Annotated in this window: 19 protein-coding genes; 9 read left to right on the top strand and 10 right to left on the bottom strand. The window is 63.4% G+C overall.

The window, feature by feature from the left end; translation table 11 throughout:
• From QZ501_RS03150 to QZ501_RS03140, 3 genes are read right to left on the bottom strand one after another with little or no spacing between them, the layout of a single operon-like run.
• Complete coding sequence (locus QZ501_RS03150; RefSeq protein ID WP_295717075.1) at positions 1 to 789, bottom strand: CbbQ/NirQ/NorQ/GpvN family protein; 789 nt, start codon at positions 787 to 789, stop codon at positions 1 to 3.
• Complete coding sequence (locus tag QZ501_RS03145; RefSeq protein WP_295717073.1) at positions 786 to 2,141, bottom strand: cbb3-type cytochrome c oxidase subunit I; 1,356 nt, start codon at positions 2,139 to 2,141, stop codon at positions 786 to 788. The genes QZ501_RS03150 and QZ501_RS03145 overlap by 4 nt, the downstream gene beginning before the upstream one ends.
• A 45-nt stretch (positions 2,142 to 2,186) precedes the next feature.
• On the bottom strand, positions 2,187 to 2,639 hold the full coding sequence (locus tag QZ501_RS03140; protein WP_151441540.1) for a cytochrome c: 453 nt from the start codon (positions 2,637 to 2,639) through the stop codon (positions 2,187 to 2,189).
• 359 nt (positions 2,640 to 2,998) lie between these two features.
• Here QZ501_RS03140 and QZ501_RS03135 point away from each other — a divergent pair, with 359 nt between their 5' ends.
• On the top strand, positions 2,999 to 3,751 hold the full coding sequence (locus tag QZ501_RS03135; RefSeq protein ID WP_192497403.1) for a Crp/Fnr family transcriptional regulator: 753 nt from the start codon (positions 2,999 to 3,001) through the stop codon (positions 3,749 to 3,751).
• 39 nt (positions 3,752 to 3,790) lie between these two features.
• Positions 3,791 to 4,525, top strand: a complete 735-nt coding sequence (locus QZ501_RS03130; protein WP_295717070.1) for a Crp/Fnr family transcriptional regulator — start codon at positions 3,791 to 3,793, stop codon at positions 4,523 to 4,525.
• 12 nt (positions 4,526 to 4,537) lie between these two features.
• On the opposite strand, the gene QZ501_RS03125 is transcribed toward QZ501_RS03130, so the two are convergent.
• From QZ501_RS03125 to QZ501_RS03115, 3 genes are read right to left on the bottom strand one after another with little or no spacing between them, the layout of a single operon-like run.
• Positions 4,538 to 5,017 carry an Rrf2 family transcriptional regulator gene (locus QZ501_RS03125; protein ID WP_151441543.1) on the bottom strand — a complete coding sequence of 160 codons (480 nt, stop codon included), beginning with the start codon at positions 5,015 to 5,017 and terminating at the stop codon, positions 4,538 to 4,540.
• Entirely contained in the window at positions 5,017 to 6,195 is a 1,179-nt protein-coding gene (locus tag QZ501_RS03120; protein WP_295717068.1) for an NnrS family protein, read from the bottom strand. The genes QZ501_RS03125 and QZ501_RS03120 overlap by 1 nt, the downstream gene beginning before the upstream one ends.
• Entirely contained in the window at positions 6,188 to 6,547 is a 360-nt protein-coding gene (locus tag QZ501_RS03115) for a YbaN family protein (protein WP_295717066.1), read from the bottom strand. Before QZ501_RS03115 ends, QZ501_RS03120 begins: the two co-directional genes overlap by 8 nt.
• A gap of 99 nt (positions 6,548 to 6,646) precedes the next feature.
• Here QZ501_RS03115 and QZ501_RS03110 point away from each other — a divergent pair, with 99 nt between their 5' ends.
• The 5 genes from QZ501_RS03110 (at position 6,647) to QZ501_RS03090 (ending at position 12,822) form a co-directional block, all read left to right on the top strand.
• Positions 6,647 to 7,018 (top strand): SirB2 family protein, encoded by a 372-nt coding sequence (locus tag QZ501_RS03110; RefSeq protein WP_295717064.1) that lies wholly within the window; start codon positions 6,647 to 6,649, stop codon positions 7,016 to 7,018.
• Positions 7,019 to 7,167: 149 nt separating this feature from the next.
• Positions 7,168 to 8,508: a nitrate/nitrite transporter gene (locus tag QZ501_RS03105; protein ID WP_295717061.1), complete on the top strand. Its 1,341-nt coding sequence runs from the start codon at positions 7,168 to 7,170 to the stop codon at positions 8,506 to 8,508.
• Positions 8,509 to 8,573: 65 nt separating this feature from the next.
• Positions 8,574 to 10,178: an MFS transporter gene (locus QZ501_RS03100; RefSeq protein WP_295717059.1), complete on the top strand. Its 1,605-nt coding sequence runs from the start codon at positions 8,574 to 8,576 to the stop codon at positions 10,176 to 10,178.
• Between the two features lie 121 nt (positions 10,179 to 10,299).
• Positions 10,300 to 11,262 (top strand): NAD(P)-dependent alcohol dehydrogenase, encoded by a 963-nt coding sequence (locus QZ501_RS03095; protein WP_160898292.1) that lies wholly within the window; start codon positions 10,300 to 10,302, stop codon positions 11,260 to 11,262.
• 6 nt (positions 11,263 to 11,268) lie between these two features.
• Positions 11,269 to 12,822, top strand: a complete 1,554-nt coding sequence (locus QZ501_RS03090) for an MBL fold metallo-hydrolase (protein ID WP_295717057.1) — start codon at positions 11,269 to 11,271, stop codon at positions 12,820 to 12,822.
• Between the two features lie 2 nt (positions 12,823 to 12,824).
• On the opposite strand, the gene QZ501_RS03085 is transcribed toward QZ501_RS03090, so the two are convergent.
• The 3 genes from QZ501_RS03085 to QZ501_RS03075 are packed head-to-tail and all read right to left on the bottom strand — an operon-like array spanning position 12,825 to position 15,376.
• Positions 12,825 to 13,886, bottom strand: coding sequence for a GGDEF domain-containing protein (locus QZ501_RS03085; protein WP_151441550.1), 1,062 nt, complete (start codon positions 13,884 to 13,886; stop codon positions 12,825 to 12,827).
• 12 nt (positions 13,887 to 13,898) lie between these two features.
• The gene (locus QZ501_RS03080; protein WP_160898294.1) at positions 13,899 to 14,513 is read right to left on the bottom strand and encodes a gamma-glutamylcyclotransferase; all 615 of its coding nucleotides are present in this window, start codon (positions 14,511 to 14,513) and stop codon (positions 13,899 to 13,901) included.
• Between the two features lie 26 nt (positions 14,514 to 14,539).
• A complete protein-coding gene (locus QZ501_RS03075) occupies positions 14,540 to 15,376 on the bottom strand; it encodes a DUF2846 domain-containing protein (protein ID WP_295717053.1) in 837 nt (278 codons plus the stop codon).
• 220 nt (positions 15,377 to 15,596) lie between these two features.
• On the opposite strand from QZ501_RS03075, the gene QZ501_RS03070 reads away from it, so the two are divergent.
• Positions 15,597 to 16,721 carry an efflux RND transporter periplasmic adaptor subunit gene (locus tag QZ501_RS03070; RefSeq protein WP_295717051.1) on the top strand — a complete coding sequence of 375 codons (1,125 nt, stop codon included), beginning with the start codon at positions 15,597 to 15,599 and terminating at the stop codon, positions 16,719 to 16,721.
• Positions 16,705 to 19,746, top strand: coding sequence for an efflux RND transporter permease subunit (locus QZ501_RS03065; protein WP_295717049.1), 3,042 nt, complete (start codon positions 16,705 to 16,707; stop codon positions 19,744 to 19,746). The genes QZ501_RS03070 and QZ501_RS03065 overlap by 17 nt, the downstream gene beginning before the upstream one ends.
• Before the next feature lie 62 nt (positions 19,747 to 19,808).
• On the opposite strand, the gene proX is transcribed toward QZ501_RS03065, so the two are convergent.
• Entirely contained in the window at positions 19,809 to 20,837 is a 1,029-nt protein-coding gene (proX, locus tag QZ501_RS03060; RefSeq protein WP_295717048.1) for a glycine betaine/L-proline ABC transporter substrate-binding protein ProX, read from the bottom strand.
• Positions 20,838 to 20,859 lie beyond the last annotated feature (22 nt).

The raw sequence follows: 20,859 nt of genomic DNA, 5'->3' as shown, positions 1-20,859 counted from the left end.
TCAGCCCCCGAAAGTGGCCCTTATGGTTTCCATCAGCCCTTCACGCACGTCGGCATCGTCACTCAGTGGCTCCACCAGCGTCGCGCGGCAGGCCTGCAGCACCGGCATGCCGGCCTGCATCAGTCGGGCGCAGTAGACCAGCAGGCGGGTGGAGACCGCCTCCTCCAGGTCCTGCCCTTTGAGCTCCCGCAGGCGCACGGCAAGGTTCACCAGGGCCCTGGCCCGTTCCCGGGCCAGATCGCTCTCGTGCACCACGATGGCCAGCTCCTGCTCCGGAGGCGGGAAGTCCAGCTCCAGCGCCACGAAGCGCTGGCGGGTGCTGGGCTTGAGCGACTTGAGCACATGCTGGTAGCCGGGGTTGTAGGAGGCGACCATCATGAAGTCCTCCGGGGCCTCCAGGGTTTCGCCGGTGCGGTCCAGGGGCAGCACCCGACGGTCGTCGGTCAGCGGGTGCATGACCACCGTCACGTCCTTGCGCGCCTCCACCACCTCGTCCAGGTAGCACAGGCCGCCATGGCGCACGGCCCGGGTCAGGGGCCCGTCCGTCCAGACGGTCTCGCCGCCCTGCAGCAGGTAGCGCCCGGTCAGGTCGGAGGCCGTGAGGTCGTCATGGCAGGCCACCGTCTGCAGGGGCAGGCCGAGGCGCGCCGCCATGTGGCTGACAAACCGCGTTTTGCCGCAGCCGGTCGGGCCCTTGAGCAGGAGAGGGAGCTTACGGTGGAACGCATACTCGAAGAGCTCACGTTCGTGGCCGACCGGTTCGTAGTAGGGCGCTTCGACGGCGCTCATTGGCTGCTCCCGTTACCGTTGCCGCCTTTGACATGGGCTGGGAGCTGCTCACGGGCCGGTCCGAAGATGGCGATCAGGAACAGAACGACACCCAGTGCCACGGCGGTACCCGAGCCAAGCCGCATGATGAAGAAAATATCCAGCTGGTTCTGAACCGTCATGAAGTCCTCGCCCAGCACCCGCTGCATATGGGTCTGGACCACCCCGGCAAAGGTGAGAGTGAAGGTCATGAAGCACATGCCACCGACCATGATCCAGAACGACCACATGTTCATGATCTGGTTGTAGGGCTGGAGCCGGCGCAGCTGGGGCATGGCATAGCTGATGATGGCCATGTTGAGCATCGCGTAGGCACCGAAGAAGGCCAGGTGCCCGTGCGCCGCCGTGATCTGGGTGCCATGGGTGTAGTAGTTGACCCAGGACAGGGTATGCATGAAGCCCCAGACCCCGGCCCCGAAGAAGGAAACCACCGCGCAGCCGAGGGTCCAGAGCATGGCCGCCTTGTTCGGGTGTTCCCGGGAGCCCTTCCAGAACATGTAGAAGGCGAACATCACCATGGCGAAGAACGGAATGACCTCCATGGTGGAGAAGATGTTGCCGATGGGCTGCCAGTAGCCGGGGGTGCCCAGCCAGTAGTAGTGGTGGCCGGTGCCAAGCAGGCCGGAGAACAGCACCAGGCCCACGATCACGTACAGCCACTTTTCGATGATCTCGCGGTCCACGCCGGTCATCTTGATCAGCAGGTAGGCGAGGATGGAGGCCATGATCAGTTCCCAGACGCCCTCGACCCAGACGTGCACGATCCACCACCACCAGAGCTTGTCCTGGGCCAGGTTGTCCGGTTCGTAGAAGGCGAACATCCAGAAGATGGCCGCCAGCCACAGCCCCAGCAGCAGTACAGTGGAGACCGACGTGCGCCGGCCCTTCATGACCGTACGGGTGTTGTTGTACAGGAACATCAGGAACGAGATGGTCAGCAGGATCTTCACATAGACCGGCTGCTCCAGGTAGTGGCGGCCCCCATGGATCCCGAACTGGTAGCCGATCAGCGCCGCGGCACCGGCACCGGCGAAGATCGCGAGCTGGATGTAGGCCATGGTCGGTGAGTGGAGCTCGGTCTCGGCCTCTTCCGGCAGCAGGTAATAGGTGGCGCCGAAAAAGCCGATCAGCAGCCAGACCAGCAGCAGGTTGGTGTGGCTCATGCGCATGATGTGGAAGGGCATGGCCTCGGAAAGGAATTCGGGCATGACATAGACGGTCGACGCCATCAGCCCGAAACAGATCTGCAGCGCGAAAAGCGCCATGGCCACCGCGAAGAACGGCAGGGCCACTTTCTGGGTTTCATACTTCATCGGTTCTCTCCCTGGATGAACGGACGGAGTGGATTGCGGGCATGGTCAGCCGGACTTGTGCGGTGGCCAGTCGTGGGTGTCGATACCGTCCACCCACTTGAAGAAATCCACCAGGTGGTCCAGCTCCTGTTCGTTGAGGTTGAACTGCGGCATCTGGCGGCGCCCCGGCGCCTCGATGGGCTGGGCTTTCATCCACCCCTTGATGCCCGCCCTGGCGGCTTTCGGATTCTCGCGCCCGCCGTAGCGGTGCCAGACGTTGGACAGTTCGGGCCCGAAGTAGGCCCCTTCGCCCATGATGGTGTGGCAGTTGATGCAGGAGTGCTCCTCCCAGACCTCCTTGCCGGCGATGACGTCCTCATCCAGCTTGTCGCTGTTGGTCGAGGTGGTACTCATGTAGATATGGGTATGGATGGTCAGGCCGGCGAAGATCAGGAAGAAGATCGTCGAGCCTCCATAGAAGATGTTGCGCGCGGCGTTTCGGGTCAGTCCCTCGGACATGGGCGTGTCCTCCCGGTCATGGCTTTGGGGTCTGCACGGCGGTTCCGTGACTGGTGTGATTATCCGGGCTGACTTTAAAGATGTAAAACATATAAATCAATAATGGGGTTCTGGTGTCTGCTCATGGCGAGCCCGCCGTAGACCATTCGCATGATCCAGCTGTGAATGGAAAATCCGAGGATTGCGGCCAGCCTCTCTCTGATTTAAGATGCATATTAAATAATTCTTTGAGGTGGCGGTGCAGCATGGGACCCACAGGGAGTACCACCTAAGGGGCGCAGCCTGAACGGCCGGGAGTTTGTAATATGTCAAGGCATAACACCCCCACAGCGAACAACCGTCAAACCGAGGAGGCTGCCGTGACATCCTGTGACGCGATCAAACTGGCCGATGTAACCCATGCGAAGCTGGCAGAGCCCCTGCTGTGCCCGCGTCTGGAGCACTGCGCCATCCACCGGCACCCATTCTTCCAGGATCTGGGCGATCAGGATCTGGCCAGCCTGTGCCAGCGCAGCCGCCTGCATACTCTGGAGGCGGGAGAGATGCTTTGCCGCGAGGGGGACAGAGCGGAGCGGTTCTTCATTGTGCTTTCCGGTTCCGTGAAGCTGTTCCGGGTCACTGACCAGGGCAGCGAGCGCGTTCTGGGCAGTGCCGGCGCGGATGAGGTGCTTGCGGAGGTTGCAGCCTGCTCACCGGATGGGCGCTACCCCTGGTATGCCCAGAGCCTGGAGCCCACCCGGGTCCGCTCGTTCAGTGGTGCTCTGCTGCGGGAGATGGTGGCCGGTCGTTCCGATTACATGATGAATGTGATGCGCTACGTGGCGGCAGCCATGTCCCAGACAGTGGAGGAGCGCACCATTCTGACGGCGCAGAACGCCCGGGAGCGGCTGGTCCAGTATCTGCTCAGCCTGGTTCCGGGCGCGGACCGGCGCAACACCGGGGTGGTAGTGGAACTGCCTCTGCCCAAGGGGCTCCTGGCCTCGCAGCTGGCCATGCAGCCTGAGACCCTGTCCCGTGTGCTCAAGGAGCTGCGTAACCGCGGGCTGATCCAGGTTGCCCAGCGTCAGGTCACCCTCCTGGACAGGGCGGGACTGCAGGAATTCGTGGGATAGGCCCAGGCCTTCACCGGGAAACAGAGTGAGTTGGAGTGAATGCAGGAGACACGGATCCGGAACGATGAAGCGCAACGCCTGCGTGAGCGGCTGCTCGCGTACAGCCCGTTCCGGAGCCTGTCCCGGCGTGAGCTTGATAACCTGATCGGAGCGACGGTGCGGCTGGAAACCCGCGCCGGAGAACTGCTGTTCAGTGAGGGGCAGTCAGCCCATTACTGTGGGGTGGTCGACAGCGGCCAGATTGCCGGTGTGCGCTACACCGAGAATGGTGACGAGAAGTTCTTCTGCACCCACGGCCCCGGGCGTCTGGTGGCGCTGACGGCCGCGTTTCTCAATGGCAGTGGCTACATCATGAGTTACCGGGCGACGCTGCGCAGTCGGGTGTTCGGGGTCCCGGCGCGCCAGCTGCGAGCCCTGGCCGAGGCCAACGGTCCCTTCGCTTCCCGCCTTCTGGAACAGACCAGTGAACGGCTTCAGAGCTCCTTCAACCAGGTGGATTTCTTCACGGCCAGTTCCGCCGAACAGCGGGTGGCCGCCTTCCTGCTGCAGCTCCATGAGGAGCAGGAAAGCCGTGAGATCCGCCTGCCATGCCGCCAGAAGCAGGTGGCCCTGATGCTCGGTGTCCGTGAGGAGACAGTCTCCCGGGTGCTCAATGACTTCCGGCGCGAGGGGATCCTGGCGCCGGAGCGCAGCCCTATCGGGCTCAGGGATCTGGATTTCCTGGAGCAGCTGGTGGGCGAGCAGTACGGTGGGCTGAGATTCGGCGCACTCTGAACAGGCCGGTCTTCAGGTTCCCGGTCTGCTGTTGAGAGCCGGCGTCGGCTCGCCTTCCAGTGTCAGCGCCAGGTGCTGTCGCAGTTTCTGGGCCCGTGGTGAGGTGACATCCTCCAGGCTGTAACCGTCCAGAACCTTCAGGAACGCCCCCAGGGCCTCATCCAGCACGAACTTCAGCTGGCAGCTGGGCGTGATCACGCACTGGTTATCACATCCGAAGCATTCCGCGATTTTCAGATCCGGCTCCATGGTGCGGACCAGATCCCCCAGCATGATCCGTTCGGGCGGCAACGCCAGGCGCAGGCCACCGCCCTTGCCGCGGATGGTTTCCAGGTAGCCGTGGCGTTGCAGCTCATGGGCCACCTTCATCAGGTGGTTGCGGGAGATGCCGTAGGCATTGGCAATCTCGCGGATGGTGCCCAGCTGGCCGTCGCGCAGTGCCAGGAACATGAGCATGCGCACGGCGTAGTCGGTGTGGCGCGTCAGTCGCATCAGCCAGGCCTCCCGTCAACGCGTGGCCGCACAAGGATGCCCGTGTAGCGGAACAGGAAGAGCCCGAAGGCGATCATCCACAGCAGGGCGCTGACACTGATGCCCGTCTGCCAGGCCATGCCGCCGGCGCCGGTGACGACCCGGATCAGGGCTCCCAGGTGGATCATCACGAAAGCAGTGACCATACCGCCCGGCAGAACCAGTGTGCGACCGGTGTGGCCCAGCACCACGCGGCTGATTACGCCCAGAATGAGTCCGCCCATGGCGCCCAGGCCGGTGGCGTGGACCCAGACCGTCTCGGGTATGGCGTTAAAGCGGCTGGCTGCGAGAAGCCAGAGCGCTACTGGAATCCACAGCAGCGACAGGTGCAGGATCCACAGCAGCGGTTCACGGGCCACCCGCCATCCGCGCCAGAGCAGGATGCGGACCAGTGCCACGGTTCCGGCCACCAGTGCCAGGATGCCCGTAACCGGGTCAGGCAGCACGAGCACACTCAGGAAGGTCAGTGCCATCACGCCCAGAACCAGTTTCTCCAGCCAGGGAATGATGGTGATGCCGTCAGTAGAGAGCCCCCGGGTCCGCAGCCAGCCCATGGAGAAGTTGGGGGTGATGCGGCCTCCGATGATCAGCATCAGTGTCATGGCCATGAGCAGGGCACCGTCGAGGGCAGTGCCGCTGCCGCTGATGAGAAAGGTCGCCTGCATCAGCCAGAGCCCGAGGAGAACCAGCAGTATCGGGATCTGGCGCGGCTGGCGTGCCCGCCACACACGCAGGCCTGCATCCAGCATGAGCAGCGGCAGGAACAGCAGGTTCACGCCGACGACCAGCCATTCGGGCAGCGATTCCCCGAGCGTGATCACCAGCCTCCCCATGAGCCAGACGCCCCAGAGCCCCGCCAGCGGCCAGCCATGGGTGCGTGTGGTGCCCGTCCAGACACAGACCGCGGTCAGCAGGAAGCCGGCAATGGCGGCCTGCAGCCAGGCAAAGACCATCTCGTGCTGGTGCCAGGCCAGTGCCGGGATCGCCAGCGGCAGATCCAGCCGCCCGGTGACGGCGCCCACCCAGAGTGGGACAATCACCACGGCCTGTATGGCCAGAGACAGGAAGAAGATACGGAAGGGGTAGCTGAACAGCGTGACAGGGGACAGGCGGGGTGGCGTGTTGAGCGGTTCAGCCATCGGGTCGACTCCAGAGCCAGATCGTGACGCACAGCAGGAACGGTGGCAGCACCCAGCGCAGAAGCTCCGGCGCCGGCGAGACCACCAGCATGGTCAGGCTGATGGCGATCAGCACAGAGGCGGTCCACTTCGCCCTCCTGGGTACGGCCCGCTTTTCACGCCAGGCCCGGATGCAGGGGCCGTAGCGCGGATGGTCCAGCAGGCGCTGTTCCAGTTCCGGCCAGCCATGACTCCCCGCCCAGGCGGCCACCAGCAGGAAAGGCACCGTGGGCAGGCCTGGAAGGGCTACCCCCAGGGCGCCCAGGAGCACCGCCAGGGACGCGAGCAGGCGCCAGAACGCTTTGAAGAGCATCAGACAGTCCGTCATTGTGCTGCTGCCATATCGCATGACAGAGTCAGTGTAACCCAGTTAAGATATATTTTAAATAAATCTTAGTGTCCGGGGTCGACTATGGAGTTCTATCACATCGTCAAGGGTGTGCACATGCTGGCCGCCTATACCACCGCAGCCCTGATGCTGCTGCGCCTGGGGCTGGATGCGGCTGGTCGGCCGGGCTGGCGGGGTACACCGCTGCGCTGGGTTCCCCACCTTAATGATACCGCCCTGCTGGCCGCCGCACTGGGGCTGCTGGCCCTCAGCGGCTGGATGCCGTTCGTTCACCACTGGCTGACCGGCAAGGTGATCCTGCTGGTGGGCTATATCCTGGCCGGCAAGTGGGCACTGGACCAGACGCGGACGCCCGGGGTAAGAGTGGTAGCGGCGCTGGTGGCCCTGGGTCAGCTGGCGGCGATCTTTGCTCTGGCCATCCTGAAGCCACTTTGATCTACCTCAACTTTTCCGGACCTACCCCTATATGGGTAACTCCCTGATTATTTGGAAATAAACCTGTATGTAAAAGGCTCCTTATCTGGTTACTCTATGTCGGAAGGCCACAAAGTGCTGTGTGGCCGCTGATTGAACAGGAGCTGACGATGCTGAGTGAACACGATTACGACCCACCGCGAGCCCATAAGGCACTCGCATTTTCCACTCTTGCCTTTACCACCTGTTTTGCGGTCTGGACGATCTTTTCCGTGATCGGGGTGAAAATCAAACAGGATCTTGGACTATCCGACACGCAGTTCGGGCTCCTGGTGGCGACGCCGGTTCTGACCGGTTCCATAAGCCGGATTTTCCTTGGCATGTGGACCGAGCGCTTTGGTGGACGGCTGGTCTTCACGATCCTGATGCTGGCCACGTCCGTGGCAGTCTTCCTCCTTTCAACAGTGACAACCTATGGCCTCTTTCTGGTTGCTGCTCTGGGCATTGGTCTGGCCGGCGGCTCTTTCATCGTCGGGATTGCCTACACCTCGGAGTGGTACGACAAAAAACACCAGGGAACAGCCCTCGGCATTTTTGGAGCCGGTAACGTTGGTGCCGCTGTCACGAACTTCGGAGCGCCCTTTCTGGTCGTGGCACTTGGCTGGGAGATGACTGCCCAGGTCTATGCCGCCATTCTCGCCGGCATGGCCGTGATTTTCTGGTTCATGACGGAGAATGACCCGCGTCTCAAGCGTCGGGTCGAAGAGGGCACGCAGCCCATGCCGGTGAAGGAGCAGCTGGCTCCGCTGAAGAAGCTTCAGGTCTGGCGCTTCTCGCTCTACTACTTCTTTGTCTTTGGTGCCTTTGTGGCCCTCGCTTCATGGCTGCCGAACTACTACGTCAGCGTCTACGACCTCAGCCTGGAACAGGCAGGCATGCTCGCCGCGCTCTACGCGCTTCCGGCCTCAGTATTCAGGGCCCTGGGAGGCTGGATGTCCGACAGGATCGGCGCCCGTGCGGTGATGTACTGGACCTATGGCGTTTCCCTGCTCTGCCTCTTTGTTCTGAGCTACCCCCAGACCCGCTACGTCATCCAGGGCATTGATGGGCCCATTGAATTCGCCTTTGGCGTACCGCTGGCAGTTTTCGCACTGATTACTGTCGTGCTCGGGTTTGTCATGTCGCTCGGCAAGGCAGCAGTCTACAAGCACATCCCGGTTTACTACCCCGATCACGTGGGGTCCGTGGGCGGTCTTGTGGGGATGATCGGTGGCCTCGGTGGTTTCTTCCTGCCGATCATCTTCGGCGTACTGAATGACGTGCTGGGTGTCTGGACAAGCTGCTTCATGCTGCTCTTCCTTCTGGTGCTGGTCTCGCTGCTGTGGATGCACGGTGCCATCGTACGCATGGAGCGTCGCCGCCACCCGGAGCGTGGAGAAGAGGAAAGCGCCCGCTACCTCCCGGAAATCCAGCTTGATTACGGGCGTGAGGGCAATGCCGCAAAAAGCTGAGACAGAAGCGGGAGGCTCGACCTCCCGCGGAACCCGATTCATACAGATAGATACGGAGCCTTGTTATGGGTGAAATCAATAAGTGGGATGTGGAAGACCCAGACTTCTGGGAGTCAAAGGGTAAGAAAGTCGCCAACCGCAACCTGTGGATTTCCATCCCGAGTCTGCTGTGCGGTTTTGCGGTGTGGCTCTACTGGGGGATCATCACGGTCCAGATGGACAATCTGGGCTTCCCGATCCCCAAGGAAGAACTCTTCACACTGACGGCCATCGCTGGCCTGACCGGTGCCACACTGCGGATTCCCAGCAGCTTCTTCATCCGCATTGCGGGTGGTCGTAACACCATCTTCTTTACCACGGCCCTGCTCATGATTCCGGCCATCGGAACGGGCCTGGCCCTTCAGAGTAAGGAAACCCCGCTCTGGGTCTTCCAGATCCTGGCTTTCCTCTCTGGTATCGGCGGCGGCAACTTCGCCTCCTCCATGTCGAACATCAGCTTTTTCTTCCCCAAGAAGAAACAGGGCCTTGCCCTGGGGCTCAATGCCGGGCTGGGTAATGCCGGTGTTACGACCATGCAGATCCTGGTGCCGCTGTTCATGACCATCGGTGTCTTCGGTGGCGCTCCCATGATCCTGGAAAACGGTTCCGGCACCCTGATCGGCAAGATTCCCGCCGGCAGTGAGACCTTTATCCACAATGCCGGTTATGTCTGGTTGCTGTTCCTGATTCCGCTGGCCTTCGCGGGCTGGTTTGGTATGGACAATATCCGGACCGAGGGCGTATCGCCGAACATCGGCAGTCCGCTGAGCGCGTTTGGCAAGATCACGGGGATGCTGCTGATCGGCTTCTTCACAGCCGCCGTCGGTCTCTACATCATCCTTCCCGCCCCGGTTGGACTGGGTACCCCGGACTGGGTGAAGTGGCCGGTCATTGCGGGCATTCTGTTCACAACGGTGATGCTTCTGAAGCTGATTCCGGGTGAGATCAAGCCGAATCTCCAGCGCCAGTTCAAGATCTTCTCGAACAAGCACACCTGGATCATGAGCCTCATCTACACCATGACCTTTGGCAGCTTCATCGGCTTCTCGGCGGGCTTTGCGCTGGCGATCAAGGTCATCTTCGGCTATCAGCACATCATGGTGGATGGCGTCATGACGCATGACACGGCTAATCCTGCCGGTCCGTCCGCATTGATGTACGCCTGGATGGGCCCCTTCATCGGCGCGCTGATTCGACCTGTTGGCGGCTGGATCGCGGACAAGGTAGGGGGTGCACTGGTCACCGGCATCGTGGCGGTGGTGATGATCGCCAGCTCTCTGGGTGTGGCCTACTACATGCAGCTGGCCTATGCCTCGCAGACACCGCAGGAATTCTTCATGCCCTTCCTGCTGCTGTTCCTGCTGCTTTTTGCGGCAACTGGAATCGGTAACGGGTCGACATTCCGGACCATCGCCCAGGTATTCAACACTGAACAGGCTGGTCCGGTTCTGGGATGGACATCCGCCATAGCAGCCTATGGCGCTTTCATCATTCCCAAGGTTTTCGGGGAACAGATCAAGGCGACCACCCCGGAGAATGCGCTGTACGCCTTCGCCGTTTTCTACGCCGTCTGCCTGGTGGTGAACTGGTGGTACTATCTGGGGCCGAAAGCCGAGTACCGCAATCCGTGACGACAAAGGGGGCAGTGTTCGGGCCCCCGGAAATAGTATGGGCCTGTAAATACAGAGGAAAACTGGCTGGTTGACGGCTACAATGGCGTAAAGTCCGTGTCTCTGGTCAGGGAGCGCCACCATGAAAGCCATCATCTACAGGGCCTATGGACAACCCAATGTGCTGGAATGGGTGGATGACTGGCCGGAACCGGCAGTTGGTCCCGGCCAGGTCCAGGTGCGTGTCCGGGCAGGTGGTCTGAATCCCAAGGATGTGCTGCTGCGCAAGGGGATGTTCAGCACCTTCCTGCGATTCCTTGACCGCGAACCCCTGCCGCGGGTCAGCGGTCTGGATATGGCCGGGGAGATCTCCCGAATCGGGGACCGTGTCCGGGGCCTGGAAGTAGGGCAGCCGGTATTCGGTATGAGCAACCGTTTCCACGGTGGCGTCCATGCTGAGTACGCGGTGCTGGAGGCGGATGAGGTGGCTCCCTGTCCGGAGGGGCTGTCCTTTGCCGAGGCCTCGGCCATTCCTCTGGCCGGCCTCACCGCCCTGCAGGCGCTGCGCGACTGCGCCGGTGTCCAGCCGGGGCAGCGGGTTCTGATCAATGGCGCCAGCGGTGGCGTTGGCCACTTCGCGGTGCAGATTGCCCGCAATCTCGGTTGCCATGTCACCGCCGTGTGCAGTGAGCGTAACCTGAAGTTCGTGAGTGATCTGGGGGCGAACGAGGCTGTGGACTACCAGCAGACATCGGCCCCCGCCATTCCCGGCCCCTTTGATGCGGTGTTCGATGTCTTCGGCAATTACCGGGTCGGTGACTTCAGCGACACGCTGGTGCGGGGCGGGCGCTATGTGAACACCATTCCCAGCGGTCACAGCCTGCCTGCAGAGGGGTTGGCCCGGCTGGGTCTCCAGAAGCGCAACCGGCTTGTGATCGTGCATTCCAATCGCGCGGACCTGGACGTGCTGCGCCAGTGGGTGAATGAGGGTCGGCTCAGGGTGCACGTGGACGAGATTTATCCCTTCTATCATGCCGAGGATGCCCACCGTCACATTGAAACCCGGCATACCCGGGGCAAGGTAGCGATGGAGGCGACCTGCTGAGTGGCCATGACTGAGATACGTGAAGCAGCGACCCTGGTGCTGGCGCGTGATGGCGCCGGTGGCCCGGAGGTACTGCTGTTGCGTCGTACCAGGGACGCGGTCTTCCTGCCGGGGTTCGATGTGTTTCCGGGCGGGGCGGTCAGTGATCTGGATGGGGCCTTGGTGGATCGCACCACAGCGCTCAGGGAGTGCTTTGAGGAAGCGGGCGTTCTGGTGGTCCGGGACGATGCCGGAGGGCTGACCACGCATACAGTGCCGGAGCTCGATGAACGGCGGCGGCTGGATGCCGGCGAGCAGTCGCTGGCCGATTACTGCGGGCGCGCCGGGCTGACGCCCGCCGCTGATGGACTCTTCTATCTGGGGCGTTGGATCACGCCCCCAGGGCCCCCGCGGCGTTTTGATACCCGCTTTTTCCTGGCGCCAGTGCCGGCGGGACAGACCGCCTGGCCGGATGGTACGGAAACCACCGAGGCCTTCTGGCTGACACCGGAGCAGGCTCTGGAGGAGCATGGCCGTGGTGAGCGCCTGCTGGTGCCTCCGACACTGGGCACGCTGAGGCAGATCCGGGGATTCCGGAGCGTTGCCGATCTGGTTGCATCAATGGCGTATCTGGTTCCCTATGAAGCGCCGGCAGAGGACTGGCCGATCCGCAATAGCAGCCTGGCTGCCGGAGCGGCAGGATACGACGAGGCCCGTTTCCTGGACCCCGCAGCCGGTGGGCACACGACCGGACGCATCGAACCGGGCGAGGCGGTTGCGATCACTCCGGCCATCACCCGCCTGACTGCTCCCAACCCGGGTGTCATGACAGGGCCGGGCACGAACACCTACATCCTGCGTACGGACGAGGAGATGCTGGTGGTGGATCCGGGGCCGGATGATGGCGCTCATGTCGAGGCCATCCTCGCTGCCACCGGGGGGCGTATCGACCGCATACTGCTCACCCACACGCATCTGGATCACACACCGGCCAGCCATCGGCTGCGCGAACGCACTGGCGCCCGGCTGGTGTTCCGGCGCCCTGCAGGAGGCCTGGCGCATCACGACTACGATCTTGCGCCGGATCATGAGCCAGCAGACGGGGATTACCTGGTACCGGGGCTGAGGGTGCTGAGTACACCCGGGCATGCTGCTAATCATCTGGCGTTCCTGTGGGAACCGGATGGGCTACTGCTGGCCGGGGATCTGGTGATGCAGTCCTCCACAGTGGTCATTGACCCGCCGGACGGGCATCTGGGGGATTATCTGGCCACGCTGCGGCGTCTTCTGGATGAGCCGGTGGCGCATCTGCTGCCGGGGCATGGCCAGCTGATGGCCGATCCCTGGGCGGTGTTCGATTATCTGATCACCCACCGCCATCGCCGCGAGCACAAGGTTCTGGACTGCCTGGCCGAGGCGCCGGAAGGTATTGAGACGGAAGCATTGCTGCCCCGGGTCTATGACGACGTGCCGGCGGCTATCCATCCGGTGGCTGCGCGCTCACTGGAAGCCCACCTGGAGAAACTGGTGGATGAGGGGCGGGTTCAGCGGTCGGGATACGGGGTTCGGCTCGTGAGCTGAGATCAGCCGGCGGGCTGTTCACGGTCGCTGGCGATTATGACACAGTCACGGCCTCTCTCCTTGGCCTGATAGAGCGCATCATCCGCACGCTTCAGCCAGTCCTCCCAGCTTTCATCCGCTCCCAGGTGAGCCGCGCCAAAGGAGGCGGTGACGGGGCCATCGGGACTTCTCAGGGTGGACCGGATCTTCTGGCGCAGGCCCTGGACCACGGCGCTCATGCCGTCAGAGTCCACGCCCGGCATGAGCAGCACGAATTCTTCGCCGCCAAAGCGGAACAGCTGATCGCTCTGGCGGGTATTGCGTTCCACCATCCTGGCCAGGTTGACCAGGATCTCGTCACCCAGGCCATGGCCGTGCTTGTCGTTGATGGCCTTGAAGTGGTCCAGGTCCAGCATGACCAGGGCATAGGGGGTTTCGGTGCGGCTGGCGGTGGAGGCGGCCAGCTGCAGGGCATCGTCCATGGAGCGGCGGTTGCGTATGCCGGTGAGCGGGTCGCGGCGGGCCAGAACGGCCATTTCCTTGCGTTGCTGCTGGTTACGGATCGCGAAGATGAAGGCGCAGGCGCTGACCACCGTGGCCGTGGCAAAGTAGGCCCACAGGCTCTCTCCCGAGGGCAGGGAGGTGCCATGGATGATGATGGCCACGACCATGGCGGTATTGAGACTGATGGCGATGATCGGCCGTGTAAGGAAGAAGCTTGCCACCAGTATAGGGTAGCTCCAGAGGTGCCCCACTTCCGGCAGAATGGAGCCGATGACCGCCCCCGCAACACAGCAGAAGACCGCCAGCGCGAACCCCGTCCTCTCCGTATCGCCGGACAGCCACGCATAGATCACGCTGCTGAGGATGCCGAAGGAAATCAGTGAATCGGCAGCGCCGGCGAGGTAATTGGTTTCCAGGAACCGGTAGACGCCAAAAGGAATAATGCCGAACAGGGCGGCCGCGCCCAGCAGCGTAATGATCGAGAGCTGGAAATCAGTGCGCAGTCGCCTTGTGGCAACGGCAAGCGCGGGTTCGGCTAGGCTCGCGTCCCTGACGGGTCTGTTCTTGTCATTATCGGACACGTGATTGACTCATCAGGTCTCAGGGGACTGGCTGTAACTATAGGCGGGTTTATTGTCCCCATCAAGGACAGCCCTGAGATGGCGTTCAATCGCATACACATGCGGATCATCAACGCCCATGGCCCGCAGCGCTTCCGCCAGTTCGAGCACATAGTCGCTGTTGGGTCCGCTGGGCCCTTCGGAAGCGGCTACGTGCCGTGCAATGGCGGCTTCTGTAGCCGGCCCCAGCCAGGCGGCATTGTCTTCGGTGGCGATGTAGACAAGGCCCTCCGCGTCGCTGCCATCGTCCAGCCTGAGAGAGCGGATCAGGCGCAGATAGCCATTTTTCTCGCGTACATCCAGCTGTTCAAAAACATCCGGTGTCACCCGGTATGCCAGGCCAGTGCAGGAGGCCTGGGCATCGGCAATCAGGGTTGCGACGCGCCCGGGGCTGTCGGGGGTGCCGCGGTGGTCGTGGGAGCCCTGCCAGAAACGTCGCTTCCAGCCCTGGATGGTGGCCGGCCGCGTCTCGATATAGTCAAAGCCCGCCTTGTAGATCAGTGACCCGTACCCGAAAAGCCATACGGGGCGGCCGTCCTGCGGAAGCTGATCCGTGTTGCGGTTAAGGGATATCGTGTTGGCACTCATAACGCCGCCATACTACGGTATGGCGCTCAGAACGGCCACCACCAGTGGCCGTCGCCTTCCTGTGCGGCCAGCCTCTGCTGCCGTTCCCTTTCAAGCTGGCGGAGTTTGCGATCCGTCTCCAGTGGCCGGGAAGGCCCGCCGCCCCAGGGCCAGTACCAGGGAGCGGGCTCGTAATGGCCCTGCTCCTTCATGCGTTCGACCTCCTCTTTACGCTTTTCCATAAGTGCCTTGCGTCGGCGTTGGTAATCCGCCTCGCGGTTGTCCGCCACAATGGAGGTGCCGGCATGGTTGGTGGCGAGCAGCACGCTCTCCATGAAGCGGGTCCGGCGCAGTTCCTTCATTGCGGCTTCCTGCGTAACAAGCCGTGCGGCACCACGGCTCAGGGGATGATCATCGGGCAGGCGCGGGTCCATGGAGTCGGTTTCGCTGACCTCGGAGTAGCGCAGGAAGTAGATCTCGCCCGCCTCCATTGTCAGTTCGGCATCCAAAAGATGGGAGAAGCGGAACCCGATGCCTTCAATCCCGAAGAAGGGGCGGCTCATGTCCAGCTCGCGGGTGCCGGGGAGGATTTCCAGCCAGGTGTAGCCGCCGCTGCGCAGGTTCACGTAGTGGTGGCCGTCCACGTAGAAGCTGGGCGCCATGAGCTCCTGGTCGCCCCACTCCGACTGTGGGCGGTAGACATAGAGCAGGGCGTGGTTGTTGCTGTCCCATTTGTGTTTGGGCACGGGACGGAAGCGCTCACCGTCCACATCCCGCAGGAAGGCGCCGGCATCATGGCCGATGGACTGGTGGACCGTACAGCCGCCAAGGCTGAGCAGGGCGATCAGCAGACAAAGGATGCAGGCGCGGGTGTTCATTCCCATGGCAGTCACTCGTGGTGTCCCAGTTCCGGCCAGCAAGGTTACCACCCACGGCAAGCGTGGATCTGAGAGGTGATGCAAGACTTTGGATTCCAGTGGGGCCCGTCATTCAGGTCAGGGAAATCGCCCGGATAGATAGGGTGCTATGGGTTGCCTTCTGTTAAGCTTTCGCGCGGATCGTTTGCCAAGCGGTACAACAAGAAAACAGCCGGGAAGCCTGACCATGACTGACCAATGGAAACGACCGCGGGTGCTGGTGGCACTGGCGGTCCTCGCCGTGGCCCTGATCATAATGCGTGCCTGGGCCAGCACACAGACCAGCGCGGACGCCAATGACCAACGGTTGCTGCCCGTCAGCACCAGTACGCCCGAGGCGGTGGACAGCTTCCCGCAGGTGACCCGCCACACCGGGCTCGTGGAGCCGCGGCGGGCCAGCACCCTGGCTTTCGAGCCGGAAGGGCGGGTTGCCCGCATCGAGGTCCGGGAAGGGGATGCTGTCACCCAGGGGCAGGTGCTCGCGGTTCTGGATGATCGCCGCCTCAGGGCCTCGCTGAAGGAGGTGGAAGGCGAGATCGCCGCCACCCGGGCCAGCCTGGATCTGGCCCGCCAGGAGGAGGAGCGCCAGCGCAACCTCCGCCGTGATGGCGCCAGTACCCAGCGTGATGTGGATCGGGCCGAGGCGGAACGCCGGCGCCTGGAAGGCCAGCTCCAGGGGCTTGAGGGGCGTCGCGACCGGGTTCAGGCCAATCTGGATGACGCACGCCTCAGGGCGCCGTTCGATGGCGTTGTGGCCCGCCGGATGGTGGATCAGGGCGATCTGGTCACGACCGGCACGCCGGCCTTCCGGGTGCTGGACCCCGAGAGCCTGGAGGCCCGCATTGGTATGCCGGCAGGTACGGCAGCGGCCTACAGCAGCGGTGACCGTGTCTCGCTGAGGGTGGGTGACCAATCGCTGGAAGGTACCGTGATCGAGCGGCTTCCGGAGCTGGATCCGGCGAGGCGCACACGCACCCTGCGCGTGGCACTGGATGCTGGCGCCCCGGTTGTTCCGGGGCAGATCGCCCATCTACGCCATGCCACCGAGGTGTCGCAAAGCGGCCATGTCCTGCCTGAATCCGCGCTGACCCGGGCCCGTTCCGGCCTCTGGGCCGTACTGGTCCTGGAACCGGATGGGGAGGAAGCGCACCGGATCAGGCGCGTGAACGTGGAATGGCTCTACAGCCACGATGGGCGGGTTCTGGTCCGCGGCCCACTCGAAGCGGGCATGGACGTGATCGATGGCGGTACCCACCGGGTTGTGCCGGGCCAGCGTGTGCGCATTGCGGAAGAGGGTGGCGACGGTGATTGAACGGCTGCTGTTCAACCGCCGCCTGCTGGTGATGGCGGTGGGGCTGTTGATTGTCTCGGGGCTGGCGGCCATCCAGACCCTGCCACGCCTCGAGGATCCACGCATCACGGCGCGTAATGCACGGGTGCTCACCACCTTCCCGGGAGCGGACCCGAAACAGGTCGAGGCGCTGGTCACGCAGACGCTTGAAGACGAGATCCGTACCCTCAAGGAGGTCAAGGTGCTCTCGTCCGCCTCCCGACAGGGGGTCTCCAGCATCGCGATTGAGCTCCTCGAGGAGGTGACGGAGGTCGAACCCGTCTGGAGCCGGGTGCGGGACAAGCTGGCGGATGCCCGTCCGGACCTGCCGGACCAGGCATCACGACCGCGTCTGATTGATGACCGCTTCTACGCCTTCTCCATGGTGATCGCGTTGACGCGTGAGGATCCGGGCATCAGCCACAACGCCCTGGGGCGCCACGCGGAGCGCCTGGAGGAGCGGTTCCGGGCCATGCCGGGCACCGACTATACCAACCTGTTCGGTCGCGCCGCCGAGGTGATCCGCCTGCACGCGGACCCGGCCGAGCTGGCGCAGCTCGGGCTGTCCGCAGAAGACATGGCCCGGCGGGTGGCCGGCTCCGATGCCCGTCGTCCCGCGGGTGTTCTGGACAACGGCGAGTCGCGCCGGGCGGTGACGCTGCGGGGGGATTTCGCGGACCTGGAGCGGGTCCGGGATGTCACCATCAGCATCGACGAGGGCCAGCGCCTGAAAGTGGGCGACCTGGCGGACGTGGAGCGGGGCGTGGCCGACCCGCCGGAACAGCACGCGCTGCTCAATGGCGAGGAAACCATCCTGGTGGGCGCCCGCATGGCCGGTGGTGGCCGTATCGACAGCTGGTCGCAGCAGGCCAGGAGCGTCCTGGATGAGATGCGGGCGGAACTGCCGGACGGGATCGAGACCCGGGTTCTTTTCGACCAGAGCCTCTATACCCAGGAGCGGCTGGAAGGCGTTGTCGGCAGCCTCCTGATGGGGCTGGTCATCGTTGTGGCCCTGCTGTTCCTGACCCTGGGCTGGCGCGGGGCGGCCGCCGTGGGGCTGGCCATTCCCGCGACCATGCTGCTGGTGCTGAGCCTGTTCCGGGTCTTCGGAGTCAATATCCACCAGATCAGCATCACGGGCATTATCGTGGCGATCGGGTTGATCGTGGACAACGCCATTGTGGTGACCAACGCCCTGCGTGAGCGCCTTGGCCAGGGGGATTCCCACACTGAGGCCGTCCGCCGGACGCTGCGCCACTTCGCTGGTCCGCTGTTGGCTAGCACGCTCACCACCATCCTGGCGTTCATGCCGATTGTGCTTATGCCTGGCGGCGCGGGCGAGTTCGTGGGGCCGCTGGCCATTGCGGTGATCTTGGCGCTGATCAGCTCCTACCTGGTGGCGCTGCTGGTGATTCCCGCCATGAGCCCCCTGCTTCTGACCGGGCTGACATCCGCCTCCGCCTCGGGGCCGGGGCGGGCCATGGGCTGGCTGCGTTCCTTCATCGGGATCACACTGCGGCGCCCCGTCATTGCCATAGGCCTGACACTGCTGCTGCCCATCAGCGGCGCCGTGATACTGCCGATGCTGCCGATCAGCTTCTTTCCAGCGGCGGACCGGGACCAGTTCCATATCCAGGTCCGCCTTGAACCCGGCGCCTCGGTGGATCGCGCCCGGAACGTCGCGCAGCGTATGACCCCGGTCATCCGGGATGTTGAAGGGGTGCAGGACGTCTGGATGGTCGCGGGCGGCAACGCGCCCAAGGTCTATTACAACCTGGTGGGGCGTGAGGACAGCAATCCCGCCTTTATCCAGGCCATTGTGGATACTGCCGGGGCAGAGCGGACGATCCCGGCGATCCGGACGCTGCAGAAACGGCTTGATGAGGCCTTCCCTGACGCCCAGACGCTGGTGCGGCGTTATGAACAGGGCCCGCCGGTGGCGGCACCCCTGGAGTTGCGCCTCTATGGCCCGGAACTGCCGGTGCTGGCGGATCTGGGCGAGCGCATCGCCGGTTTCATGCACGCTCTGCCGGAAGTGACCCATGTGCATACCCTGGTCAACCGGGACCAGCCCCGGATTGAGCTGACTCCGGACCAGGAGGAGATCGCGGCGCTGGGACTGGACGCGGAGCGGGTGGCTGGCCAGCTCAACGCCCTTCTCAGCGGGCGTGATGGTGGCTTCATGCTGGAGGAAACGGAACAGATGCCGGTCCAGGTGCGCTACCCGGAGCCCTGGCGCAGTCAGAGCAGTATGCTCGGCAGTGCCCTGATCCGCGGCGGCGAGGGCCGGGGTGGTATCCCGGTGTCGGCCCTGGCGGAGCAGGAGCTGACGCCGTCCTGGCGGCGCATCCAGCGCCGCCAGGGCGAACGGGTCCAGCTCGTCCGTGGGTACCTTAAGGTTGGGGAACTGGCGCCTACGGTGATGCGGCGCCTTAAAGGCAAACTGGAGGCGGAGCTGGATCTGCCTCCCGGGTACCGGCTGGAAACCGGTGGCGAGGCCGAGGAGCGCAACGAGGCCGTCACCCGGCTTCTGAGCTCCGTCGCCATCCTTGTGTTGATGATGGTCGCGGCGGTGGCCCTGACCTTCAATTCCTTCCGGCGGGCGGGGATTGTCTTCTTCAGCGGCGCTCAGGCCTTTGGCCTGGGCCTGCTGGCTCTCGCCCTGGCCGGGCACCCCTTCGGTTTCATCATCATCGTGGGGATCATGGGGCTGGTGGGAGTGGCCATCAACGCCACGATCATCATGATCGCCGCCCTGGACGACGATGACCACGCGCGGGACGGTGATGCCGCCGCCATGGTCGACGTGATCACAGGGCCTACGTTCCGCCACATCGGCTCCACCACCATGACCACCTTTGGTGGTCTGGTGCCCCTGATGGTGGCCGGCGGCACCCTCTGGCCGCCGTTTGCCCAGACCTTTGGCGTGGGGCTGCTGCTGGCGACGGTGATCGCCCTGGTGGTGACACCGGCCGCCTACCGGCTGGCCTGCACGCCGGCCCGGTAAACGGGCATAAAAAAGGGGGCTCCGCAGAGCCCCCCTTCTGATCCCGATGGATCGATGCTGGCTTACTTGGCCGCTTCGCGCGCCGCCTTCAGCCACTTGTCGACCATGTCGCGGTTCTGATCGATCCACTCAGCGGCCAGGGGCCGGACTTCGTCGTCGTCCAGGTCCTGCTCGCTCATCTTGCCGTCAACCTGACTGATCCACTTCAGCGGTACTTCTGCCTGACGGAACAGTTCCTCAGCGGCCGGGTTCTCCTTGAGGAAGTTGTTGTTGGCGGCAACCTGGATGTCAGCCGCAACGAAGCCCATCTGGATGGGATCGGTTACGGCGCCGGTGATGCCGGAAGCTTTTTCGTTCTCGCTTTCGACAATGCCGGGCGCGTTGACCCACATAACGTCCTCACCCGGTACCAGCTTGAGGATCCAGGCGCTGGGGCCCCAGGTCATGTACAGGGTCGGGTTGCCCTGTTCGATCTGGGACATGGCTTCCGTGAAGTTCGCGGAATAGCCGGCATCCACGTGGTCGATGCGGTCGCCCAGTTCGAACTTGTCGATCATGGCGTTGATGCCTTCGTGGCAACCCCAGCCGGGCGGGCAGCCGTAGAGCTCGGCCTTGCCGTCGTTGTCGTGGTCAAAGGCATTGCGGATCTCTTCGTTTTCCACGATGTCCATGATGCCTGTGATGTCGTACTTCTCAACGGCTTCCTTGTTCACCAGGTAGCCCTGGATGCCGCAGCCCTTGCACAGCGGATCAAAGATCGTGCCCTTGTCATCCCAGTTGTCGGGCAGCTGCGGGTTGTGCAGCGGGAACCAGCCGTTGGGCCAGTAGTCTACGTCGCCCTCGCTCATGGCCAGGTAGGCCACCGGGTTCTGGAGGGAAATCGGATCCTGGACGTCGTAGCCCAGCTCGGTCAGCAGTTCCGCATAGACCCAGCTCACCGGAATGGCGGAGGTCCATGTAGCCACAGCCGGCTGGACGCTTACGCCCTCACCGGGCATGGACTTGTGATCGTCGGCCTGGGCACTGAGCGCCAGAGAGCCCACCAGGGCCAGCGCCAGCGCTTTCAGCGAAATGGATTTCAGGCGTTTCATAATACGTTCCTCCGTATTGCTC

The sequence above is a fragment of the uncultured Halovibrio sp. genome, assembly GCF_913056445.1.
GTDB classification, from domain to species: Bacteria; Pseudomonadota; Gammaproteobacteria; order Pseudomonadales; family Oleiphilaceae; genus Halospina; species Halospina utahensis_B.
This window is presented reverse-complemented; position numbering and strand designations above follow the sequence as displayed.